This window comes from Nocardia sp. NPDC004711 (assembly GCF_053601595.1).
Genome location: NZ_JBSGCB010000020.1, coordinates 62,893 through 81,245 on the forward strand (window position 1 = coordinate 62,893; position 18,353 = coordinate 81,245).

Annotated in this window: 14 protein-coding genes; 9 read left to right on the forward strand and 5 right to left on the reverse strand. The window is 69.2% G+C overall.

Translation table 11 applies throughout. The features are described from left to right. Positions 1-26: 26 nt before the first annotated feature. Positions 27-1,640 carry a carboxylesterase/lipase family protein gene (locus tag ACWEKS_RS21455; RefSeq protein ID WP_452341715.1) on the forward strand — a complete coding sequence of 538 codons (1,614 nt, stop codon included), beginning with the start codon at positions 27-29 and terminating at the stop codon, positions 1,638-1,640. A 7-nt stretch (positions 1,641-1,647) separates the two neighbouring features. On the opposite strand, the gene ACWEKS_RS21460 is transcribed toward ACWEKS_RS21455, so the two are convergent. Together ACWEKS_RS21460 and ACWEKS_RS21465 are read right to left on the reverse strand one after the other, a co-directional pair. After that, positions 1,648-2,901 carry a hypothetical protein gene (locus tag ACWEKS_RS21460; protein ID WP_452341716.1) on the reverse strand — a complete coding sequence of 418 codons (1,254 nt, stop codon included), beginning with the start codon at positions 2,899-2,901 and terminating at the stop codon, positions 1,648-1,650. 85 nt (positions 2,902-2,986) lie between these two features. After that, on the reverse strand, positions 2,987-3,748 hold the full coding sequence (locus ACWEKS_RS21465) for a crotonase/enoyl-CoA hydratase family protein (RefSeq protein WP_452341717.1): 762 nt from the start codon (positions 3,746-3,748) through the stop codon (positions 2,987-2,989). A gap of 119 nt (positions 3,749-3,867) precedes the next feature. Here ACWEKS_RS21465 and ACWEKS_RS21470 point away from each other — a divergent pair, with 119 nt between their 5' ends. The 5 genes from ACWEKS_RS21470 to ACWEKS_RS21490 all read left to right on the forward strand — a co-directional run bounded on the left by ACWEKS_RS21470 (position 3,868) and on the right by ACWEKS_RS21490 (position 8,425). Further along, positions 3,868-4,518, forward strand: coding sequence for a TetR/AcrR family transcriptional regulator (locus tag ACWEKS_RS21470; protein WP_452341718.1), 651 nt, complete (start codon positions 3,868-3,870; stop codon positions 4,516-4,518). A 12-nt stretch (positions 4,519-4,530) separates the two neighbouring features. Continuing rightward, on the forward strand, positions 4,531-6,153 hold the full coding sequence (locus tag ACWEKS_RS21475; protein WP_452341719.1) for an acyl-CoA dehydrogenase family protein: 1,623 nt from the start codon (positions 4,531-4,533) through the stop codon (positions 6,151-6,153). Positions 6,154-6,271: 118 nt separating this feature from the next. Beyond that, positions 6,272-6,493 carry a hypothetical protein gene (locus tag ACWEKS_RS21480; protein ID WP_452341720.1) on the forward strand — a complete coding sequence of 74 codons (222 nt, stop codon included), beginning with the start codon at positions 6,272-6,274 and terminating at the stop codon, positions 6,491-6,493. Positions 6,494-6,584: 91 nt separating this feature from the next. Further along, positions 6,585-8,189 carry a cytochrome bc1 complex cytochrome b subunit gene (qcrB, locus tag ACWEKS_RS21485; RefSeq protein ID WP_452341721.1) on the forward strand — a complete coding sequence of 535 codons (1,605 nt, stop codon included), beginning with the start codon at positions 6,585-6,587 and terminating at the stop codon, positions 8,187-8,189. Next, on the forward strand, positions 8,186-8,425 hold the full coding sequence (locus ACWEKS_RS21490; protein ID WP_452341722.1) for a hypothetical protein: 240 nt from the start codon (positions 8,186-8,188) through the stop codon (positions 8,423-8,425). The genes qcrB and ACWEKS_RS21490 overlap by 4 nt, the downstream gene beginning before the upstream one ends. On the opposite strand, the gene pcrA is transcribed toward ACWEKS_RS21490, so the two are convergent. After that, positions 8,426-10,873, reverse strand: a complete 2,448-nt coding sequence (pcrA, locus tag ACWEKS_RS21495) for a DNA helicase PcrA (protein WP_452341723.1) — start codon at positions 10,871-10,873, stop codon at positions 8,426-8,428. It lies immediately after the preceding gene. A gap of 343 nt (positions 10,874-11,216) precedes the next feature. On the opposite strand from pcrA, the gene ACWEKS_RS21500 reads away from it, so the two are divergent. After that, positions 11,217-11,522, forward strand: a complete 306-nt coding sequence (locus ACWEKS_RS21500; RefSeq protein WP_354836317.1) for a chorismate mutase — start codon at positions 11,217-11,219, stop codon at positions 11,520-11,522. A gap of 226 nt (positions 11,523-11,748) precedes the next feature. Here ACWEKS_RS21500 and ACWEKS_RS21505 read toward each other — a convergent pair whose 3' ends face one another. Next, positions 11,749-13,200 (reverse strand): NAD-dependent succinate-semialdehyde dehydrogenase, encoded by a 1,452-nt coding sequence (locus tag ACWEKS_RS21505; RefSeq protein WP_452341724.1) that lies wholly within the window; start codon positions 13,198-13,200, stop codon positions 11,749-11,751. 154 nt (positions 13,201-13,354) lie between these two features. On the opposite strand from ACWEKS_RS21505, the gene pgi reads away from it, so the two are divergent. Then, positions 13,355-14,995, forward strand: a complete 1,641-nt coding sequence (pgi, locus tag ACWEKS_RS21510; protein ID WP_452341725.1) for a glucose-6-phosphate isomerase — start codon at positions 13,355-13,357, stop codon at positions 14,993-14,995. 390 nt (positions 14,996-15,385) lie between these two features. Here pgi and ACWEKS_RS21515 read toward each other — a convergent pair whose 3' ends face one another. Further along, entirely contained in the window at positions 15,386-16,363 is a 978-nt protein-coding gene (locus tag ACWEKS_RS21515) for a M23 family metallopeptidase (protein WP_452341806.1), read from the reverse strand. Between the two features lie 813 nt (positions 16,364-17,176). Between ACWEKS_RS21515 and sucC the strand changes: the two genes are divergently transcribed. Continuing rightward, entirely contained in the window at positions 17,177-18,343 is a 1,167-nt protein-coding gene (gene sucC / locus ACWEKS_RS21520; RefSeq protein WP_154789973.1) for an ADP-forming succinate--CoA ligase subunit beta, read from the forward strand. Positions 18,344-18,353: the final 10 nt, after the last annotated feature.

The window sequence follows — 18,353 nt, forward strand, 5'->3', positions numbered from 1 at the left end:
CCGAGAGTTGGGACTACCCTTTGTGAATGGTGGCAACGACAGACATCACGACCGCGGACGGCACGGTTCGCGGACTCCGGGGCCGCCGCGTTTCACGCTGGCGGTCCATTCCTTTCGCGGCGGCTCCGGTCGGGGAGTTCCGTTTCCGGGCGCCGCGACCGGTGCAACCGTGGAGCGGGGTGCGCGACGCCACCGACTTCGGTTATGCCGCAATGCAACACCGGGACGGCGCGCGGATCGGGCCGCGGCAGGCACAGCCGACCGGCGAGGATTGCCTCACGCTGAACGTGACCGCGCCGAACGCGCCGTCGGCCACGCCCCGCCCGGTCATGGTGTTCATCCACGGCGGCGGCTACATGATCGGAACCTCCGCGCTGCGGCTGTATTCCGGCGCCCGGCTGGCGCTTCGCGGCGATGTCATCGTGGTGTCGGTCAACTACCGGCTCGGCGCCTTCGGCTACGTCGACTTCGGTGAATACTCCACGCCCGACAGCCGATTCGACTCCAACCTGGGCCTGCGCGATCAGGTCGCGGCCCTGGAATGGGTGCAGCGCAATATCGCCGCGTTCGGCGGCGACCCGAACAATGTCACCATCTTCGGCGAATCGGCCGGGGCGCACGCGGTGCTGGCCCTCATGGCCACCCCCGCCGCGGCCGGGCTGTTCCACCGCGGCATCGCCCAGAGCGCGCCCGCGGACTGGGCCCCGAGTCAGGCCGAAGCCCGGCTGTTCGCCCGCCGCTGCCTCGACGACCTCGGCATCGCCCCCGGGGACGCCGCCAAGGCGTTGCGCACCGCCGGTGCGAACGACATCCGCAAGGCCGTCGATCACGCGGTCGCCCGGATCATGCACCAGCAGCCGGGCCTGTTTCCGGTGGCCCCGGTGGTGGACGGCGAATTCCTGCCCGCCGCACCGCTGGCCGCGTTCGCCACCGGCACCGCGCACCGGGTGCCGCTCATCATCGGGACCAACCGGGACGAGGCCACCCTTTTCGTGCGCTTCGACGACACCCTGCCCACCACCCCCGATCGCATGCGCTGGCTGCTGCGCCATGTGGATCAGGCCCTGGGCGAGGGCGGCGACAGCCCCATCTTCACCAAACTCGGCCAGTCCATGCCGACCTCGCAGGAGCGGCTGCACCAGACGCTGGCCGAGTTCGGCGCGGCCGTCGAATCCCGGGTCACCGCAGCCTATCCCGGTTTTCCGGGCAAGCGGGCCTCCGTCCGGATGGGCGGCGACTTCACCTTCTGGCGGCCCTCCGTCCGCGTCATGGAGGCACACAGCCGGTACGCGCCGACCTACGCGTACCGCTACGATTTCGCCCCGCGCGCAATCCATTTGAGTGGTTTCGGCGCCACGCACGCCCTGGATCTGATCCCCGTCTTCGGCGCGGTCGATTCGTCCTTCGGCCGTGCCATGACCGCGCTCGGCGGCCACCGCGGCTTCCGTGAGGTGTCGAGCCAGTTCCAGGACAACTGGCTGGCCTTCGCCCGCACCGGAACTCCGCTGCCGGCCTGGCCCGCCTACACCGAGGAGCAGCGCGCGACGCTGATCATCGATTCGCCCGGCCGCGTCGAACTCGACCCGGACCGCACCAAACGCCTGGCGTGGCAGGGGGTTCGGATCCCCGCCCTCACCTGAGCGGCGGTCACCAGGCCGTACCGGACAGGCCGAGTGCGGACAGTTCCGTCTCGGCCAGCGCGGTGAGCGCGGCGGAGGTCGGGATGGCGTCCGGATCCAGGCCGATCAGCGACAGTGTGTAGGTGTCGGCGATCCGGGTCAGGTACCCCGAGAGCCGGGTCCGGGGCAGGGCGTCGGGCCGGAGCCCGGGGTGGATGGCGCGGGCCGCCACCCCGGTGCACGAGTGCGGGCCCAGCGCCAGCAGCGACTCGGGCAGGTTGCCGATATTGGAGCACAGGACGTCTCGCTCGCCCGCGCCCCGGGCCAGCCGATACGCCCACCGGTCGGGCATGACCTGGAGGATCTCCTCGGGGATGCCGCCCGGGCTGGTCATGCGGTGCTCGTAGGCCGCACGGGCCTTGCGGCGCAGGGTCGCCGGGGTGTCGTCGCGGGTGATGGCGACCTCGGTCATGGACATGTCGTTGTCCACACGCGGCTCGTCACGGGTGTCGACCGGGAGGCTGGCGGCTATGGTGTCGGCGGGAAAACCGCTGGACCACAGCATCTTCGCGATCAGATGGACGAACAGGCTGTTGGCCGTGCCCGCGTGCGCGACCGCGACGCGGTTCCAGTCCCGGGCCGGGATCTCCAGCACCGTCCCGCAGGTGGTGGCGGTTCCGGGCAGGGCATTCGCGGTGCCCGGCACCACCTTTCGCGCTTCGGGTGTGGCCGGGCGTGCGGGAAGGCCGCGCCGCAGCGCGCGAGCGGTCCCACCCAGGACCGTGGCCCACATGCGCCGGGCGTCGGCCCAATCCGAATGTCCCGCAAGGGGCGCCGCGAGCGGGCTGCCGGACAGTGCGTTGTCGATGGCCAGGGTCAGCGCGCGGCCGTCGGCCAGCGCGTGCGAACAGGTCAGCGCGACCAGGCAGCCGCCGTCGTCGAGGCGTGCCGCCGACAGCCGCCAGCCCGGCCCGGCCTCGGGATCGAGGTCCGCGCCCTGGCGGTCGGCCCAATCCAGTACGGCCGCACGCGGAATCGGCTCCGGCGTCATGGTGAACGGGTGCGCGGTCTCGTTCGGCTGCCAGCGCCGCCGTGCCCCGGGCACCCGCGAGCGCACCACCCGGCGGCCGAGCGGCCCGGTGCGCAGATCGCGGTGCACCCGCCAGAGCAGGGCCGGATGTACCGGTTCGGCGGTACGCCAGAGTCCCTGCAGGACGATCGGGGTGCCCATGCCCCGATGCGACCGCAGGAAGATCTCGTCCAGCACGCTCAGCCGATCCATCGAACGGCTAGCGTACCGATCGGTTCCATGGGCTGCTGCCGCGCGTATTCGGGGCTTTCGCACGACCGGCGAACCGGAGCCCGGATCAGGCCGGGTGGCCGTGGCGGCCCGCGCCCGAGGTGAAGCGCTGCGCCCCGTCCAGCGCGCCGTCCATCAGGGCCTTCATGCCGTGGCGCAGCTCGTTGGCGATGGCCTCGGACTCCTCCAGGCCGTTCTGCTCCAGCACCGACATGCGGTCCGAGCGCAGGCAGGTCTGCGGCAGCGTGGCCAGCTCGAGCGCGAGTTCCTCGGCGGCGCGGCGGGATTCGCCGTTCGGCACCACCCGGTTGACCAGCCCGATCTGCAGCGCCTCGGTGGCGCCGACGGCCCGGCCGGTGAGTATCAGGTCCATGGCGCGGCCCTCGCCGATGATGCGGGGCAGCCGCACGGTGCCGCCGTCGATCAGCGGTACGCCCCAGCGGCGGCAGAACACGCCGAAGGTGCTGTCCTGCTCCGCGATTCGCAGATCGCACCAGAGTGCCAGCTCGATGCCGCCCGCGACCGCGTACCCGGAGACCGCGGCGATGACGGGCTTGGACAGCTTCATGCGGGTCGGGCCCATGGGTCCGTCGCCGTCCTCGGTGACCGCATTGGAGCGTTCGGTGCCGAGGGCCTTGAGGTCGGCGCCGGCGCAGAAGGTGCCGCCGTCGCCCCACAGCACGGCGACCGCGGCGGTGGGGTCGGCGTCGAAGTCGCGGAAGGCGTCGGCCAGGGCTTTCGCGGTGGGGCCGTCGACCGCGTTGCGGGCTTCGGGGCGGTGCAGGATCACGGTGTAGACGGGGCCGTTGCGCTCGACTCGTACTGTCACGTGGCCGACAGTACGCCGTCAGTGGGTTCTGCACAGCGGCGCGGAGCGCCTCGGTCGAGGGTGGTCGTGGGCGACAGGTGGGCTTGCGTCAAGAAATGAATTGGTGGTTCACTTCTTGTGTGGCCTATCGCAGAACCCCCGCTGTCCAGGCCCGCCTGGATGCTCAGGCGGGGTCGATCGTGCGCGCCGCCATGACCGTGCTGTCCCGCGACGGGTTCGCCGGACTGTCCATGGCCGCGGTCGCCGCCGAGGCCGGAGTCGCCACCGGGACGGTGTACAAGAACTTCAGCGGCAAGGCCGAGCTCGTCACCGCCGTCTTCCGCGAGGTCGTCACCCGCGAGGTCGACGCCGTCGCCGCGGCCGGGGCGGCGGGGGAGGGGCGTACTGCCCCGGACCGGGTCACCGCCGCCGTCGAGACCTTCGCCGGCCGCGCCCTCAAGAACCCCAAACTCGCCTACGTGCTGCTCGCCGAACCGGTGGACGCCGCCGTCGACGCTGAACGCCTGCGCTTCCGCCGGGCCTTCGCCGAGACCTACGTGTCCGCCATCTCCGACGGCATCGCCACCGGTCAACTGCCGCCGCAGGATCCGCGCACCTCCGCGACCGCGCTGGTCGGGGCCATCGGCGAGGTGCTCGTCGGCCCGCTCTCCGAACAACTCCAGAGCGAATCGGTGCTGCCGGAACTGGTCGCCTTCGCCCTGCGCGCCCTCGGCGTCCAGCCATACGCCTCCGGCGACCACCCCGAATCTCGCGGCGTCCCACACGAATAGGAGTCACCCGCAATGCACACGCACGACGTCTTCAACCAGGTGCCGCCCATCGTCCCCTTCGACAATTCGCGCAATCCCGCGCTGCTCGAGGGCCTGCACCGGGAAGGCGCGGGCTGGGCCGAGGCCGAGGTGCGGGAGCTGGGCGTGCTCGCGGGTGGCGCGGCCGCGCAGGAGTGGGGCCGGCTGGCCAACGAGAACCCGCCGATCCTGCACACCCACGACCGCTACGGCAACCGCATCGACGAGGTGGAGTTCCACCCGTACTGGCACAACCTCATGGACACCGCGGTGACGCACGGTCTGCACGGTTCGCCCTGGCAGGACGACCGGTCCGGCGCACACGTGGCCCGCGCCGCCAAGTTCTTCACCTGGGGCCTGGCCGACGCCGGGCACATGTGCCCGATCTCCATGACCTACGCAGTGGTGCCCGCGCTGCGCCACAACCCCGAACTGGCCGCGAAGTTCGAGCCGCTGCTGGCCTCCCGCGTCTACGACTTCGGCCTGCGCGAGCCGTCCAGCAAGGCCGGTCTCATCGCGGGCATGTCCATGACCGAGAAGCAGGGCGGCTCCGACGTCCGCGCCAACACCACCACGGCCACCCCGCTCGCCGACGGCACCTACCGCATCGTCGGCCACAAGTGGTTCACCTCGCACCCCATGGGCGACCTGTTCCTGACCCTGGCCCAGGCGCCGGGCGGCCTGTCCTGCTTCCTGCTGCCCCGGGTGCTGCCCGACGGCACCCGCAACGCGCTGCGCATCCAGCGGCTCAAGGACAAGCTGGGCAACAAGTCCAACGCCTCCTCGGAACTGGAGTACGAGAACGCCATCGGCTGGCTGGTCGGCGAGGAGGGCGCGGGCGTGAAGACCATTATCGAAATGGTCAATATGACCCGGCTGGACTGCGTGATCGGCTCGGCCACCGGCATGCGGGCCGGGGCCGTCTACGCCACCCACCACGCCCGGCATCGCCAGGTGTTCGGCAAGCACCTGGTCGACCAGCCCGCCATGCGGAATGTGCTGGCGGACCTGGTGATCGAATCCGATGCGGCGACCACCGTCATGATGCGCCTGGCCGGGGCCACCGATCGCGCCGACACCGATCCCGCCGAGGCGGCGCTGCGCCGCATCGCGCTGGCGGTCACCAAGTACTGGGTGTGCAAGCGTGCCCCCGCGCACGCGGCCGAGGCGCTGGAATGCTTCGGCGGCAACGGTTATGCCGAGGAGTCCGGCATGCCGAGGCTGTACCGGGAGGCCCCGCTCATGTCCATCTGGGAGGGCTCGGGCAACGTGGCCGCGCTGGACGCGCTGCGCGCCATGGGCCGGCAGCCGGAGACGGTCGAGGCGTTCTTCACCGAGGTGAACCTGTCCCGCGGCGCCAACCGCCACCTGGACGAGGCCATCGACCGAATCGGCAAGGAGCTCACCGACTTCGCCGATATCGAGTACCGCGCCCGCCGCGTGGTGGAGCTGATGGCGCTGGTGCTGCAGGGCGCGCAGCTGGTGCGGCACGGCCACCAGGCCGTCGCGGACGCCTTCTGCAGCACCAGGTTCGGCGGCGACTGGGGCATCGCCTTCGGCACGCTGCCCACCGGCGTCGACACCGAGGCGATCATCCAGCGCGCCTACGTCGACTGAGCTGACACGAGGTCATGGCCGTGGGCGGCGATCGATAGCCGCCCCGGCATCAGCCGAACCAGTAGTCCAGCCAGATCTGTGCCTTTGTTGTTCGGAATGCGCCCGCGGCGCACGACTATTGTGCCCCGCCCACCCGACCTTCGGCCTCGGCGGCCGGCACGGCAATCCGAATGCCCGTCAGCTCTGGGACGTGCCGCGCCCGCCCGGAAACGTCTACGCCGGAACCCAGTTCGACTACGCGGGCGCGAACTGCCTCGGCGGGCGTCCGCACGGCGGCGGCATGACCTGCACGTCGCACGGCCATACCTTCACCCTCGGCACCGAGACCAGCATCGGCTGACACCCGCCCCGACGACACCGCGCGGGGTGTGATCCGGGACAACCCCTCGATCCAGGTGTCACGTTTCGGCCCGCTCCGGCGTCTCATGTTCATGAATGCCACCGCGAACCGCGCCGATGCCGCCGACCAGCGGTATCACCTGGCCGCGGGTCTGAAACGCTCCATCAACAAAGTCTTCCCGACCCACTGGTCGTTCTTGCTCGGGGAGATCGCGCTCTACAGCTTCATCATCCTGCTGCTGTCCGGGGTCTACCTGACGCTCTACTTCGAGCCGTCCATGACCGAGGTGACCTACAACGGCAGCTACCAGCCGCTGCGCGGCGTCCAGATGTCGGCCGCCTACCGCAGCGTGCTGGACATCTCCTTCGACGTGCGCGGCGGGCTGTTCGTGCGGCAGGTCCACCACTGGGCCGCCCTGCTGTTCGCGGCGTCGATCATCATCCACATGTTCCGGGTGTTCTTCACCGGCGCCTTCCGCAAACCCCGCGAGGCCACCTGGGTGATCGGCGCGGTCCTGTTGATCCTGGCCATGTTCGAGGGCTACTTCGGCTATTCGCTGCCCGACGACCTGCTCTCCGGCACCGGCCTGCGGTCACCGCTGGGCGGCATCACCATGGCGGTCCCGGTGGTGGGCACCTGGATCCACTTCTTCCTCTTCGGCGGGGAATTCCCCGGCACCGTCCTGATCCCGCGCCTCTACATCACCCACGTGCTGCTGTTCCCGGGAATCATGCTGGCGCTCATCGGCGCTCACATCGCACTCGTCTGGTACCAGAAGCACACCCAGTTCCCCGGGCCCGCCCGCACCGAGCGAAATGTGGTGGGCGCGCGCATCGTTCCGGTGTTCTCCCTGGACCAGGGCGCGTTCTTCGCCTTCACCCTGGCCACCGTCGCGCTCATGGGCGGGCTGTTCCAGATCAACCCGATCTGGAATCTGGGGCCCTACAACCCCGCCCAGGTGTCGGCCGGATCCCAGCCCGACTTCTACATGATGTGGACCGACGGCCTGGCCCGGCTCATGCCGCCCTGGGAGATCTACCTGGGCCGCTACACCATTCCCGCGCCCTTCTGGGTGGCGGTGGTGATGGGCATCGTGCTGGCGGTGATTCCGCTGTACCCGTGGATCGAGAAGCGGCTGACCAAGGACACCGCGCACCACAATCTGCTGCAGCGGCCGCGAGATGTGCCGGTGCGCACCGCGATCGGAGCCATGGCCATCGCCTTCTACCTGGTGCTCACCTTCGCCTGCGTGAACGACATCATCGCGCTGAAGTTCGACGTCTCCCTCAACGCGACCACCTGGTTCTTCCGGATCGCGCTGCTGACCCTGCCGCCGCTGGCCTACGCCGTGGCCTACCGGTTCTGCCTGGGCCTGCAGCGCGGCGACCGGGCGGTGCTCGAGCACGGCATCGAGACCGGCATCATCAAACGGCTGCCGCACGGCGAGTACATCGAGGTGCACCAGGCGCTCGGGCCGGTGGACCGGCACGGCCATCCGATTCCCCTGGCGTACCAGGGCGCGGCCGTCCCCAAGAAGATGAGCAAGCTCGGCTCCGCGGGCAAACCCGGACCCGGCGGGTTCCTCACCGCCGACCCACCCGAGGAGCGCGCGCTCCTGGCCGCCCAGCATCATGATGAGGAGCACGCACAGCTCGCAATGCTGAAAGCCAAGCAGGACAACGGGAGTCGAGGATGAAACTCCGGACACGCACCGGCGACGAGGAATACGGGCTGCTGGTGCCCGCCGCCACCGTCTACGACATGCAGTCCGCGCGCGCCGTCCGGCAGCTGCTGCACTCTCACGGGGTACGCGCCACCATGGGCCGGGCGCGCATCCACCGCTGGCGAAATATCAAGGACCGCTTCCGGATCCTGGTCTTTCCCGAGGACGCCGTGCGCGCCTACGCCGTCCTCAGCCGCCACACCAACTGATCAGAGCTTGGTCAGGGTCCGGCTGTACTGCGGGATCAGCCGGATCTTGCCGGCCGTGCCGAAGTCGATGGTGACCGTCGCCAGCGAGCCGAAGCCCTCGGCGGCGATCACCCGGCCCAGGCCGTACTTGTCGTCGTTGACCCGGTCGCCGACGGCCAGCACCAGACCGGTGTTGTTGCGCTTGACCCCCGCGGCGGCCGGCGCGGGCCGCCGCTCGCCGCGATCGCGCAGACCGGGGCGGGGCTCCGACCAGCCGTCACCGCGGGTCCAATCCCGCTCCAGCCCTTCGTCTTCGCCGCGCCGGCGGAAACCGCGCGAGGTCTGCGACGGGGCCGGCTCCAGCCGCCGCCAATCCACCAGATGGCCCGGAATCTCCTGCAGGAAGCGGGATTCCGGATTGGAGACCGGCTGCCCCCAACCCGAACGGACCACGGCCCGGGTCAGATACAGGCGCTTGCGGGCGCGCGTGATGCCCACATACGCCAGCCGGCGCTCTTCCTGCAGCTCCGTCGGATCGCCCAGGGCGCGCATGTGCGGGAACTGGCCGTCCTCCCAGCCGGTCACGAACACGACCGGGAACTCCAGGCCCTTGGCGGTGTGCAGGGTCATCAACGTGACCACGCCCGAACCCTCTTCGGGAATCTGGTCCGCGTCGGCCACCAGCGAGACGCGCTCCAGGAACGCCGCCAGCGAACCCGGTTCCGGTTCGCCCTCGGCCTGCTCGGGCAGCATGCCCTCGGCCCGCGCGGCCTCCACATTGTTGCGCGCCTCGGAACTGAATTCGCGTGCGACGCTGACCAATTCGTTGAGATTGTCCAGGCGCGCGCCGTCCTGCGGATCGTCGGAGGCCTCCAGCTCGGCGCGATAGCCGGTGCGGTCCAGGACCGCCTCCACCACCGAACCCACATCCGGGAAGTCCATGTCGGCCTGCGCGCCCGCCGCCCGGATCTCCTCCAGCAGCTCCAGGAATCCGGCGATGGCCCGCTGCGAGCGGCTGTTGAGCAGCGCCACCTTGCCCGCGGCCGCGTCCCGGAGCGCCTGTGCGAAGCCGATATTCCGCTGTTCGGCGTGCACGGCCACACAGGCCTCCGCGCGGTCGCCGATGCCGCGGCGCGGGGTGTTGAGCACCCGCCGCAGGCTCACCGCGTCATCCGGGTTCTCCAGGACGCGCAGGTAGGCCACGATGTCGCGAACCTCCTTGCGCTCGTAGAAGCGCACCCCGCCGACCACCTTGTAGGGCAGCCCCATGCGGATGAAGATCTCCTCCAGCGCCCGCGAATTGTTGTTGGTGCGGTAGAAGACCGCCACATCCGCGTAGTTGGCGTCGCCCTGATCCACCAGCCTGTCGATCTCGCGGGCGACGAACGAGGCCTCGTCGTGCTCGTTGTCGGCCACATAGCCGACGATCAGATCGCCGTCGCCCTGGTCGGTCCACAGCTTCTTCTCGCGGCGGCCCTCGTTGCGGGCGATCACCGCGTTGGCGGCGGTCAGGATGTACTGGGTGGAGCGGTAGTTCTGTTCCAGCAGAATGGTTTCCGCATCCGGGAAGTCGCGCTCGAACTCCTCGATATTGCGGATGGTGGCGCCGCGGAAGGCATAGATGGACTGGTCCGCGTCACCCACCACGCACAGCTCCGAGGGCGGCACCCGATCCTCGGCAGCGACATCGTCACCCGGCCCGCCCCGATGGTGGCCCACCAGTTCACGCACCAGCACGTACTGCGCGTGGTTGGTGTCCTGGTACTCGTCGACCAGCACGTGCCGGAAGCGCCGCCGGTAGTACTCGGCCACCTGCGGATGCCGCTGCAGCAGCGACACCGTCTCACCGATCAGATCGTCGAAGTCGAGGGCATTGGCCGCGCGCAGCCGCCGCTGGTACTCGTCGTAGACCCGGGCCACGATGCGCGGCAGCTCGCTGTCCTCGGTCTCGGCGTCGGCCGCGGCCTGCGGCGGGTCGATGAGCTCGTTCTTGAGATTCGAGATGGCGGTGGCCAGCAGGCGCGGCGAGTACTTCTTCGCGTCGATCTCGAAATCGCGAATGATCATGCCCAGCAGCCGCCGGGAATCGTCCGCGTCGTAGATGGAGAAGTTGGAGTTCAGCCCCGCCAGCAGCGACGCCTGGGTGCGCAGGATGCGCACGCAGCTGGAGTGGAAGGTGGACACCCACATGCCGGCCGCGCGCGGGCCGACCAGCCCGGCCACCCGTTCGCGCATCTCGGCGGCGGCCTTGTTGGTGAAGGTGATGGCCAGCACCTCGCCGGGCCGCACCCCGCGAGCGTCGAGCAGATAGGCGATGCGACGGGTGAGGACAGCGGTCTTTCCGGATCCGGCCCCGGCCACGATCAGCAGCGGGGTGCCGGTGTGCATCACCGCGGCGCGCTGTTGCGGATTCAATCCCTCGAGCAACCGCTCGGTCTTCTGCTCGTCCTGTGCCACCGTCGTATTCATCGCCCATCCACGCTACCGGCGCGCACCGACAGACGGCGGGGCGGACCGCGCAGGTGTCCGATAAGTGCCGGTCCGGCGAACATCCGGTGAACCGCACCAGGTCGGGAAACTCAGGAGATTCACAAACGTACCTGTTTTGCATAGGTCCCTATGCATGGCACACTCGTCGCATGACCGGCTCCAAGGCGACGCATTGCACCTGAGCCCGATCCCGGGGGGACAATGTGGTGCGGTCCCAGGGGGACAATGTATGGCCAACAGGTCTGATTCTTGGTGAAGAACCGATCGGTAACAGGTTGGGTCCACCCGCCGATCGACGTTCTGGACCACGAGGAGTTGAAGAATGAGCATCTCGACGACGGGACATTCCGAGTCTGCCACCGGCTCGGACTCCGCCCTGCCCTCCGAGGCTGAGATCGACAAGCTGCGCTTGGAAATCGACAAGCTGGACGCCGAAATCCTCGCCGCTATCAAGCGCCGCACCGAGGTCTCGCGCATCATCGGGCGAACGCGTATGGCGAACGGCGGGCCCAAGCTCGTCCACTCCCGCGAGATGAAGGTGCTCGAGCGATTCAGCGAGCTGGGCCAGGAGGGCCACACCCTCGCGATGTTGCTGCTGCGCCTGGGCCGCGGCCGCCTCGGACACTGACAACTCTCGTAAGGCTCTCGGGGGCCTGCTGCGCACCCGGAACCCCTGAAACCCCCGGCCCCGCCGCCTTCGGCAGGGCCCGTTAACGCCGGGCATCGCATGCTCGATACATCATGCGGTGCGTCGCGAAGTGCGGCCCCACACAGACCGCGCTGCATGCGTGCCACGGATGCAGCCTCCCCAAAGCCGCCCCGGGTGTCTCGACCCCGGGGCGGCTCTTTCCTGTCTAGGGCAGGGCGATGTACTTGGTGTCGAGGTATTCCTCGATGCCCTCGAAGCCGCCCTCCCGGCCGAAACCGGATTCCTTCACGCCGCCGAAGGGCGCGGCCGGGTCGGAGATGACGCCCCGATTCACCCCGACCATGCCGCTCTCCAGACCCTCGGCCACCCGCAGCGCCCGGTCCAGACTGCGCGTGTACACGTAGGCGACCAGGCCGAATTCGGTGTTGTTGGCCGCGGCCAGGCCCTGCTCCTCGGTGTCGAAGCCGACGATCGGGGCGACCGGGCCGAACACCTCCTCGCGCAGGATGCGGGCCTGCGCCGGGATATCGGTGAGCACTGTGGCCGGATAGAACCAGCCCGGGCCGCCGGGGGCCTTGCCGCCCAGCTTCACCTGCGCGCCCGCCGACACCGCGTCGTCGACCAGCTCGCTCACGGTGTCGAGCTGGTTCTCGTTGACGAGCGGGCCCAGCGTGGTGTCCGGGTCCACGCCATTGCCGAGCCGGTACTCCGCCATGGCCGTCACCAGCTTGTCGGTGAATTCCTGGCGAACCGAATTCTGGACGTGGAAGCGGTTGGCCGCGGTGCACGCCTCACCGCCATTGCGCAGTTTGGCCAGCAGCGCGCCCTGCACGGCGGCATCCACGTCGGCATCGTCGAAGACCACGAACGGGGCATTGCCGCCGAGCTCCATCGAGGTGCGCAGCAGGCCGTGCGCGGACTGCTCGACCAGTTTCTTGCCGACCGGCGTGGAACCGGTGAAGGTCAGCTTGCGCAGCCGCGGGTCGTTCAGCAGCGGCGCGGTGACCGCACCCGAGTGCGAGGTGGTGATGACCGACAGCACGCCGTCGGGCAGGCCGGCCTCGCTGCAGAGCTGAGCCAGCAGCAGCATGGTCAGCGGGGTCTCACCCGCGGGCTTCACGATCATGGCGCAGCCCGCCGCCAGCGCCGGGCCGATCTTGCGGGTGCCCATGGCCAGCGGGAAGTTCCACGGCGTGATGGCCAGGCACGGGCCGACGGGCTGCTTGTGCACCAGGATTCGCCCGGTCCCGGCCGGAGCGGGCTGGTAGCGGCCGTGAATGCGGACCGCCTCCTCGCTGAACCAGCGGAAGAACTCCGCGCCGTAGCGAACCTCATTGCGGCTCTCCGGCAGGGCCTTACCCATTTCGAGGGTCATGAGGAGGGCGAACTCCTCGGCCCGCGCCGTGATCGCCTCGAACACCGCGCGCAGGATCTCCCCGCGCTGCCGGGCCGGGGTAGCGGCCCATTCGGCCTGCACGGCCGCGGCCGCGTCGAGGGCGCGCACCGCGTCCTCGGGTGTCGCGTCGGCGACCTGGGCGATGACCTCACCCGTCGCCGGATTGTGCACCGGGAAGGTCGCGCCACCGGTGGCATCCACCGGTCCGCCGATCCAAAGTCGCGTGGGAATGGACGAGAGTAGGGCGCTTTCGGTCACCATGAGACGAGCCTAGGCGCGTGTGTGTCCGAGCCGCCGGAGTCCGTGGAATCCGCACCCCCGCTGTCGGCCGAAAATCGCTCTGCGCTGGGAGAATCCCGCGAATGACGTCTTGTTACCTGCGCGTCGCAAGGTGAAGGTTGTAACCTCGGCGATCGTGAGCAGCGACATCACCGCATCGGCGGTCTGGCGGAAACTGCACGATCACCACGCCTCTCTCGCCGGGCGGCATCTGCGTGAGTTCTTCGCCGAGGATCCCGAGCGTGGTCGTGAGCTGACCGTGCAGGTCGCCGACCTGCACATCGACTACTCCAAGCATCGGGTGACACGCGAAACCCTGGACCTGCTGGCCGAATTGGCGCAGACCGCCGGGGTCGAGCAGCGCCGCGACGCCATGTTCGCGGGCGAGCGCATCAACACCTCCGAAGACCGCTCGGTCGGGCACGTGTGGCTGCGCCGGCCGGTCGGCCGGCCGCTCACGGTGGACGGCCAGGACGTCGAGACCGACGTGCACGAAGTGCTGCGGCGCATGGGCGAATTCACCGACCAGGTGCGCTCCGGGCAGTGGCGCGGCGCCACCGGCGAGCGCATCGCCACGGTGGTGAACATCGGCATCGGCGGCTCGGATCTGGGCCCGGCCATGGTGACGCTGGGCCTGCGGCACTACGCGGACGCGGGCATCTCGGCGCGGTTCGTCTCGAATGTCGATCCGTCGGATCTGGTGGCGAAGCTGGACGGCCTGAACCCGGCCACCACGCTGTTCATCGTCGCCTCCAAGACCTTCTCCACCCTGGAGACGCTCACCAATGCCACCGCGGCCCGCCGCTGGCTGGTGGCCGCGCTCGGCGAGGACGCTGTCGCAAAGCATTTCGTCGCGGTGTCCACCCACGCGCAGCGAGTGGCGGACTTCGGTATCGACACCGCCAACATGTTCGGCTTCTGGGACTGGGTCGGCGGCCGCTACTCGGTGGACTCGGCCATCGGCCTGTCGGTCATGGCGGTCATCGGCAAGGAGCGCTTCGCCGAGTTCCTGGCCGGAATGCACGCCGTGGACGAGCATTTCGCGAATGCGCCGCTGGCGGAGAACGGCCCGATCCTGCTCGGCCTGCTGGGCGTCTGGTACTCGAACTTCTTCGGCGCGCAGTCCCGCGCGGTGCTGCCGTACTCCAACGACCTGGCCCGTTTCCCGGCCTATCTGCAGCAGCTGACCATGGAGTCCAACGGCAAGTCCGTGCACGCCGACGGCACCCCGGTCACCACCTCCACCGGCGAGATCTTCTGGGGCGAGCCCGGCACCAACGGCCAGCACGCCTTCTACCAGCTGCTGCACCAGGGCACCCGGCTGGTGCCCGCCGACTTCATCGGATTCGCCCGTCCGGTCAGCGATCTGCCCACCATGGACGGCTCGGGTAGCATGCACGACATCCTGATGAGCAACTTCTTCGCCCAGACCAAGGTGCTGGCCTTCGGCAAGACCGCCGAGGAGATCGCGGCCGAGGGCACCGCCCCGAACCTGGTGCCGCACAAGGTGATGCCCGGTAACCGGCCCTCCACGGCCATCCTGGCGCCGCAGCTGACCCCGTCGGTGCTGGGCCAGCTGATCGCCCTCTACGAGCACCAGGTCTTCACCGAGGGCGCGATCTGGGGCATCGACAGCTTCGACCAGTGGGGCGTGGAACTGGGCAAGCAGCAGGCGCTGGCCCTGGAACCGCTGCTGACCGCGGCGGAAGAGCCCGCGCCGCAATCGGATTCGTCCACCGACGCGCTGATCCGCTGGTACCGCTCCAACCGCGGCTGATCGGGCCCGGACCGCGTTGATCGGGCGTCACTCGTCGGCAATGCCCGCCTGCCGGCCCGAGCAGAGCGTCCAGAATCGCCCGTACCGCAACGGGATCCAATCACCCCGACGGTGACCTCGGCGCGCAGCAGCCTGACCCGCTCCGGGGCCGTCAGGGCCGCGCGATGGGGCCGTCCGCCACGACGCCTCGGCGTCGATCGGCACGGTCCGCATACGTCGATCGGCACGGTCCGCATACATCGATCGGCACGGTCCGCATACATCGATCGGCACGGTCCGCATAACGGGTTCGATCCGGTCGCCGGTCAGCCCGATTCCGCGGGGAGCCGCCCGGAACGCCGAAAGGCGCGCCCTGCCGGGCGCGCCTTTCGGATCGGGTTCGGTTGCGGGTCAGTCCCGTTCGGGGCCGAGCGAGATGCCGCGCGAGGCCAGCCAGGGCAGCGGGTCGATCTTGTCGACGCCGTTCAGCCAGACCTCGAAGTGGCAGTGCGGGCCGGTCGAGAAGCCGCGGTTACCGACGGTCGCGATCTGGTCGCCGGCCAGCACGCGCTGGCCCTGCGAGACGGTCGCGGTGTCGATGTGGCCGTAGATGGTGACGGTGCCGTCATCGTGGAGCAGCCGGACCCACATGCCGAAACCGGAAGCGGGACCGGCCTCGAGCACGGTGGCGTCGGCGACCGCGTAGATCGGGGTGCCGATCGGGGCGGCGATGTCCACGCCCTGGTGGGCGACGCCCCAGCGGATGCCGAAGCCGGAGGTGAAGGTGCCGGCGGCGAACTTCGTCCACAGCGGCCGGTTCTTCGACGCCTCCTGGTTGGCCATGTCGGCGGCGAACTGCTTGCCCTTGGCCAGAATGTCGTTGAACTGGTCCAGGCTCGCGGGCGCGTTCGGGCTCACCACCTGGGGCGATCCGGGGGCGCCGTCGCCGACCACCGAGGTCGCAGCGACCTCCTTGACCTGGTTGGCGGCCTGGTAGTCGACATTGCTGTTGTCATGGCCCGTGGACTCGATGGTGGCCTGGCCCGCGGCCACGACCGCACCGGCCGCGACCGCCACGACCGCGGCGCGGCCTTTGAGGGCGGTGGGCGGGGCGGGTAGGCGGTGGGTGCCGCCGGAGCGGCGCTTGCCGCCGGAGCGGGTCGGGCGCGGCTCGTCGTCGTAGTCGGCGTCGTGCTCGACATCGGCCGCCCGCGCACTGCGATTCAGGCGGGCGCCGTCGCCGGAGAACTGGAGCTTCTCGCCGGACGCGGTCTTGAACGTGTAGACCGGCCGGTACTCGTCGGAGGGGGTCGGGTCCGCGGTCGGATCCCAGTTGGTCCGCGACTGCGGGGCCCAATCACTCGGATTCGGTGCGGCCCAGCCGTTCACGGTGGTCTGGGCGTTGTAGTCCCAGCTCGGTTCGGGCTGCCAGTCGGCGGATTCGTCCCACTGCGGGGTCTCACCCCACTGCTGACCGCCGTTCCAGTCCGCATCGGAATTCCACTCGGAGCCGGAATCCCACTGCGTGTCGCCGTTCCAGGCCTGGGTGGCATCCCAGTCGCCGTGGGCGACCCCGCTGTGCGTCGGGGACGGGGCATCGAAGGTGGTCGCGCCGCCGTAATTCTCTGCGTCCTCGCGATAGCGGTGTCCGCGACGGGCGCGGGGCTGCGAGGGGAAGGGGCCGTCGCTCATTTGCGCCGGTCCGGAGAGTGCTGCGGGGCCGACAAGTCGCCTGCGAAGCGGCTCATTACCTTGGGAGCGCTGTGCTGCGTCAAGCCTGCCGTCCTCCTGTCCGTGACCGGGTTGTGACATCGACCGCAACGACGGTAACGAAACGATTGCGGCTCAGCAAGCGATGGACTTGGTTCGACACGCTGCTGTGATATTGATCACGTTCCGAGCGGGAATGCGCTCACTGTGCTTCGGGTAACCGAGTGAGTTTTGTCAACGACGCAACGTAGTAGCCAGTATCACGGTCCGGGATTCGTGTGTCCCACCTGGCGCGGGGTCAACAAGCTACCGATGAGTAGCATTGACTAGGGCTTTTGCGGCCGCGGAGACAGTACCGTGACCTGCGCCACTTAGGCTGTATGCGGCTGATTTCCGCTCCATGTGACTGATTAGAGTCCGAGCCAACCCGCCTCCGACGACGGGCCGCCAACCAAGACGTTGTCACAACAACGCAGACGAGACGGTGAGTACATGGATCTCTTCGAATATCAGGCGAAGGAACTCTTCGTGAAGCACGGAGTGCCTTCGTCGGAGGGCCGCGTCACGGACTCGGCCGAGGACGCCCGTGCGATCGCGGAAGAAATCGGCAAGCCGGTGATGATCAAGTCGCAGGTCAAAGTCGGTGGCCGCGGCAAGGCCGGTGGCGTGAAGTACGCCGCCACCCCCGACGACGCCTTCACCCACGCGCAGAACATCCTGGGCCTGGACATCAAGGGCCACATCACCAAGAAGATCCTGGTTGCCGAGGCCAAGGACATCGCCTCGGAGTACTACATCTCCTTCCTGCTCGATCGCTCCAACCGCACCTACCTGGCCATGTGCTCGGTCGAGGGCGGCATGGAGATCGAGGAGGTGGCCGCCACCAAGCCGGACCGCCTGGCCAAGGTGCCGGTCGACGCCGTCAAGGGCGTGGACCTGGCCTTCGCCCGTTCCATCGCCGAGCAGGGCCACCTGCCCGCCGACATCCTCGACGCCGCCGCGGTGACCATCCAGAAGCTGTGGGAGGTGTTCATCAAGGAGGACGCGACCCTGGTCGAGGTCAACCCGCTGGTGCGTACCCCCAACGACGAGATCCTCGCCCTCGACGGCAAGGTGACCCTGGACGAGAACGCCGAGTTCCGCCACCCCGACCACGCCGAGTTCGCGGACATCGACGCCACCGACCCGCTCGAGCTCAAGGCCAAGCAGAACGACCTCAACTACGTGAAGCTCGACGGCGAGGTCGGCATCATCGGCAACGGCGCCGGCCTGGTCATGTCGACCCTGGACGTCGTCGCCTACGCCGGTGAGAACCACGGCGGCGTCAAGCCCGCCAACTTCCTCGACATCGGCGGTGGCGCTTCGGCCGCCGTCATGGCCGCGGGCCTGGACGTCATCCTCAACGACGAGCAGGTCAAGTCGGTGTTCGTGAACGTCTTCGGTGGCATCACCGCCTGTGACGCGGTCGCGAACGGCATCGTGCAGGCCCTGGAGATCCTGGGCGCCGAGGCCAACAAGCCGCTGGTCGTCCGCCTCGACGGCAACAAGGTCGAGGAGGGTCGCAAGATCCTCGTCGACGCCAACCACCCCCTGGTGACCCTCGCTCAGACCATGGACGAAGGCGCCGACAAGGCCGCCGAGCTGGCTGCGGCCAAGTAAGGACACGAAC

Excerpts from the sequence above, each read along its gene's own strand:
- ACWEKS_RS21455 (WP_452341715.1), top strand. The coding sequence starts at position 27 with ATGGTGGCAACGACAGACATCACGACCGCGGACGGCACGGTTCGCGGA.
- ACWEKS_RS21460 (WP_452341716.1), bottom strand. The coding sequence starts at position 2,901 with ATGGATCGGCTGAGCGTGCTGGACGAGATCTTCCTGCGGTCGCATCGG.
- ACWEKS_RS21475 (WP_452341719.1), top strand. The coding sequence starts at position 4,531 with ATGCACACGCACGACGTCTTCAACCAGGTGCCGCCCATCGTCCCCTTC.
- qcrB (WP_452341721.1), top strand. The coding sequence starts at position 6,585 with ATGAATGCCACCGCGAACCGCGCCGATGCCGCCGACCAGCGGTATCAC.
- ACWEKS_RS21490 (WP_452341722.1), top strand. The coding sequence starts at position 8,186 with ATGAAACTCCGGACACGCACCGGCGACGAGGAATACGGGCTGCTGGTG.
- pcrA (WP_452341723.1), bottom strand. The coding sequence starts at position 10,873 with ATGAATACGACGGTGGCACAGGACGAGCAGAAGACCGAGCGGTTGCTC.
- ACWEKS_RS21500 (WP_354836317.1), top strand. The coding sequence starts at position 11,217 with ATGAGCATCTCGACGACGGGACATTCCGAGTCTGCCACCGGCTCGGAC.
- ACWEKS_RS21505 (WP_452341724.1), bottom strand. The coding sequence starts at position 13,200 with ATGGTGACCGAAAGCGCCCTACTCTCGTCCATTCCCACGCGACTTTGG.
- sucC (WP_154789973.1), top strand. The coding sequence starts at position 17,177 with ATGGATCTCTTCGAATATCAGGCGAAGGAACTCTTCGTGAAGCACGGA.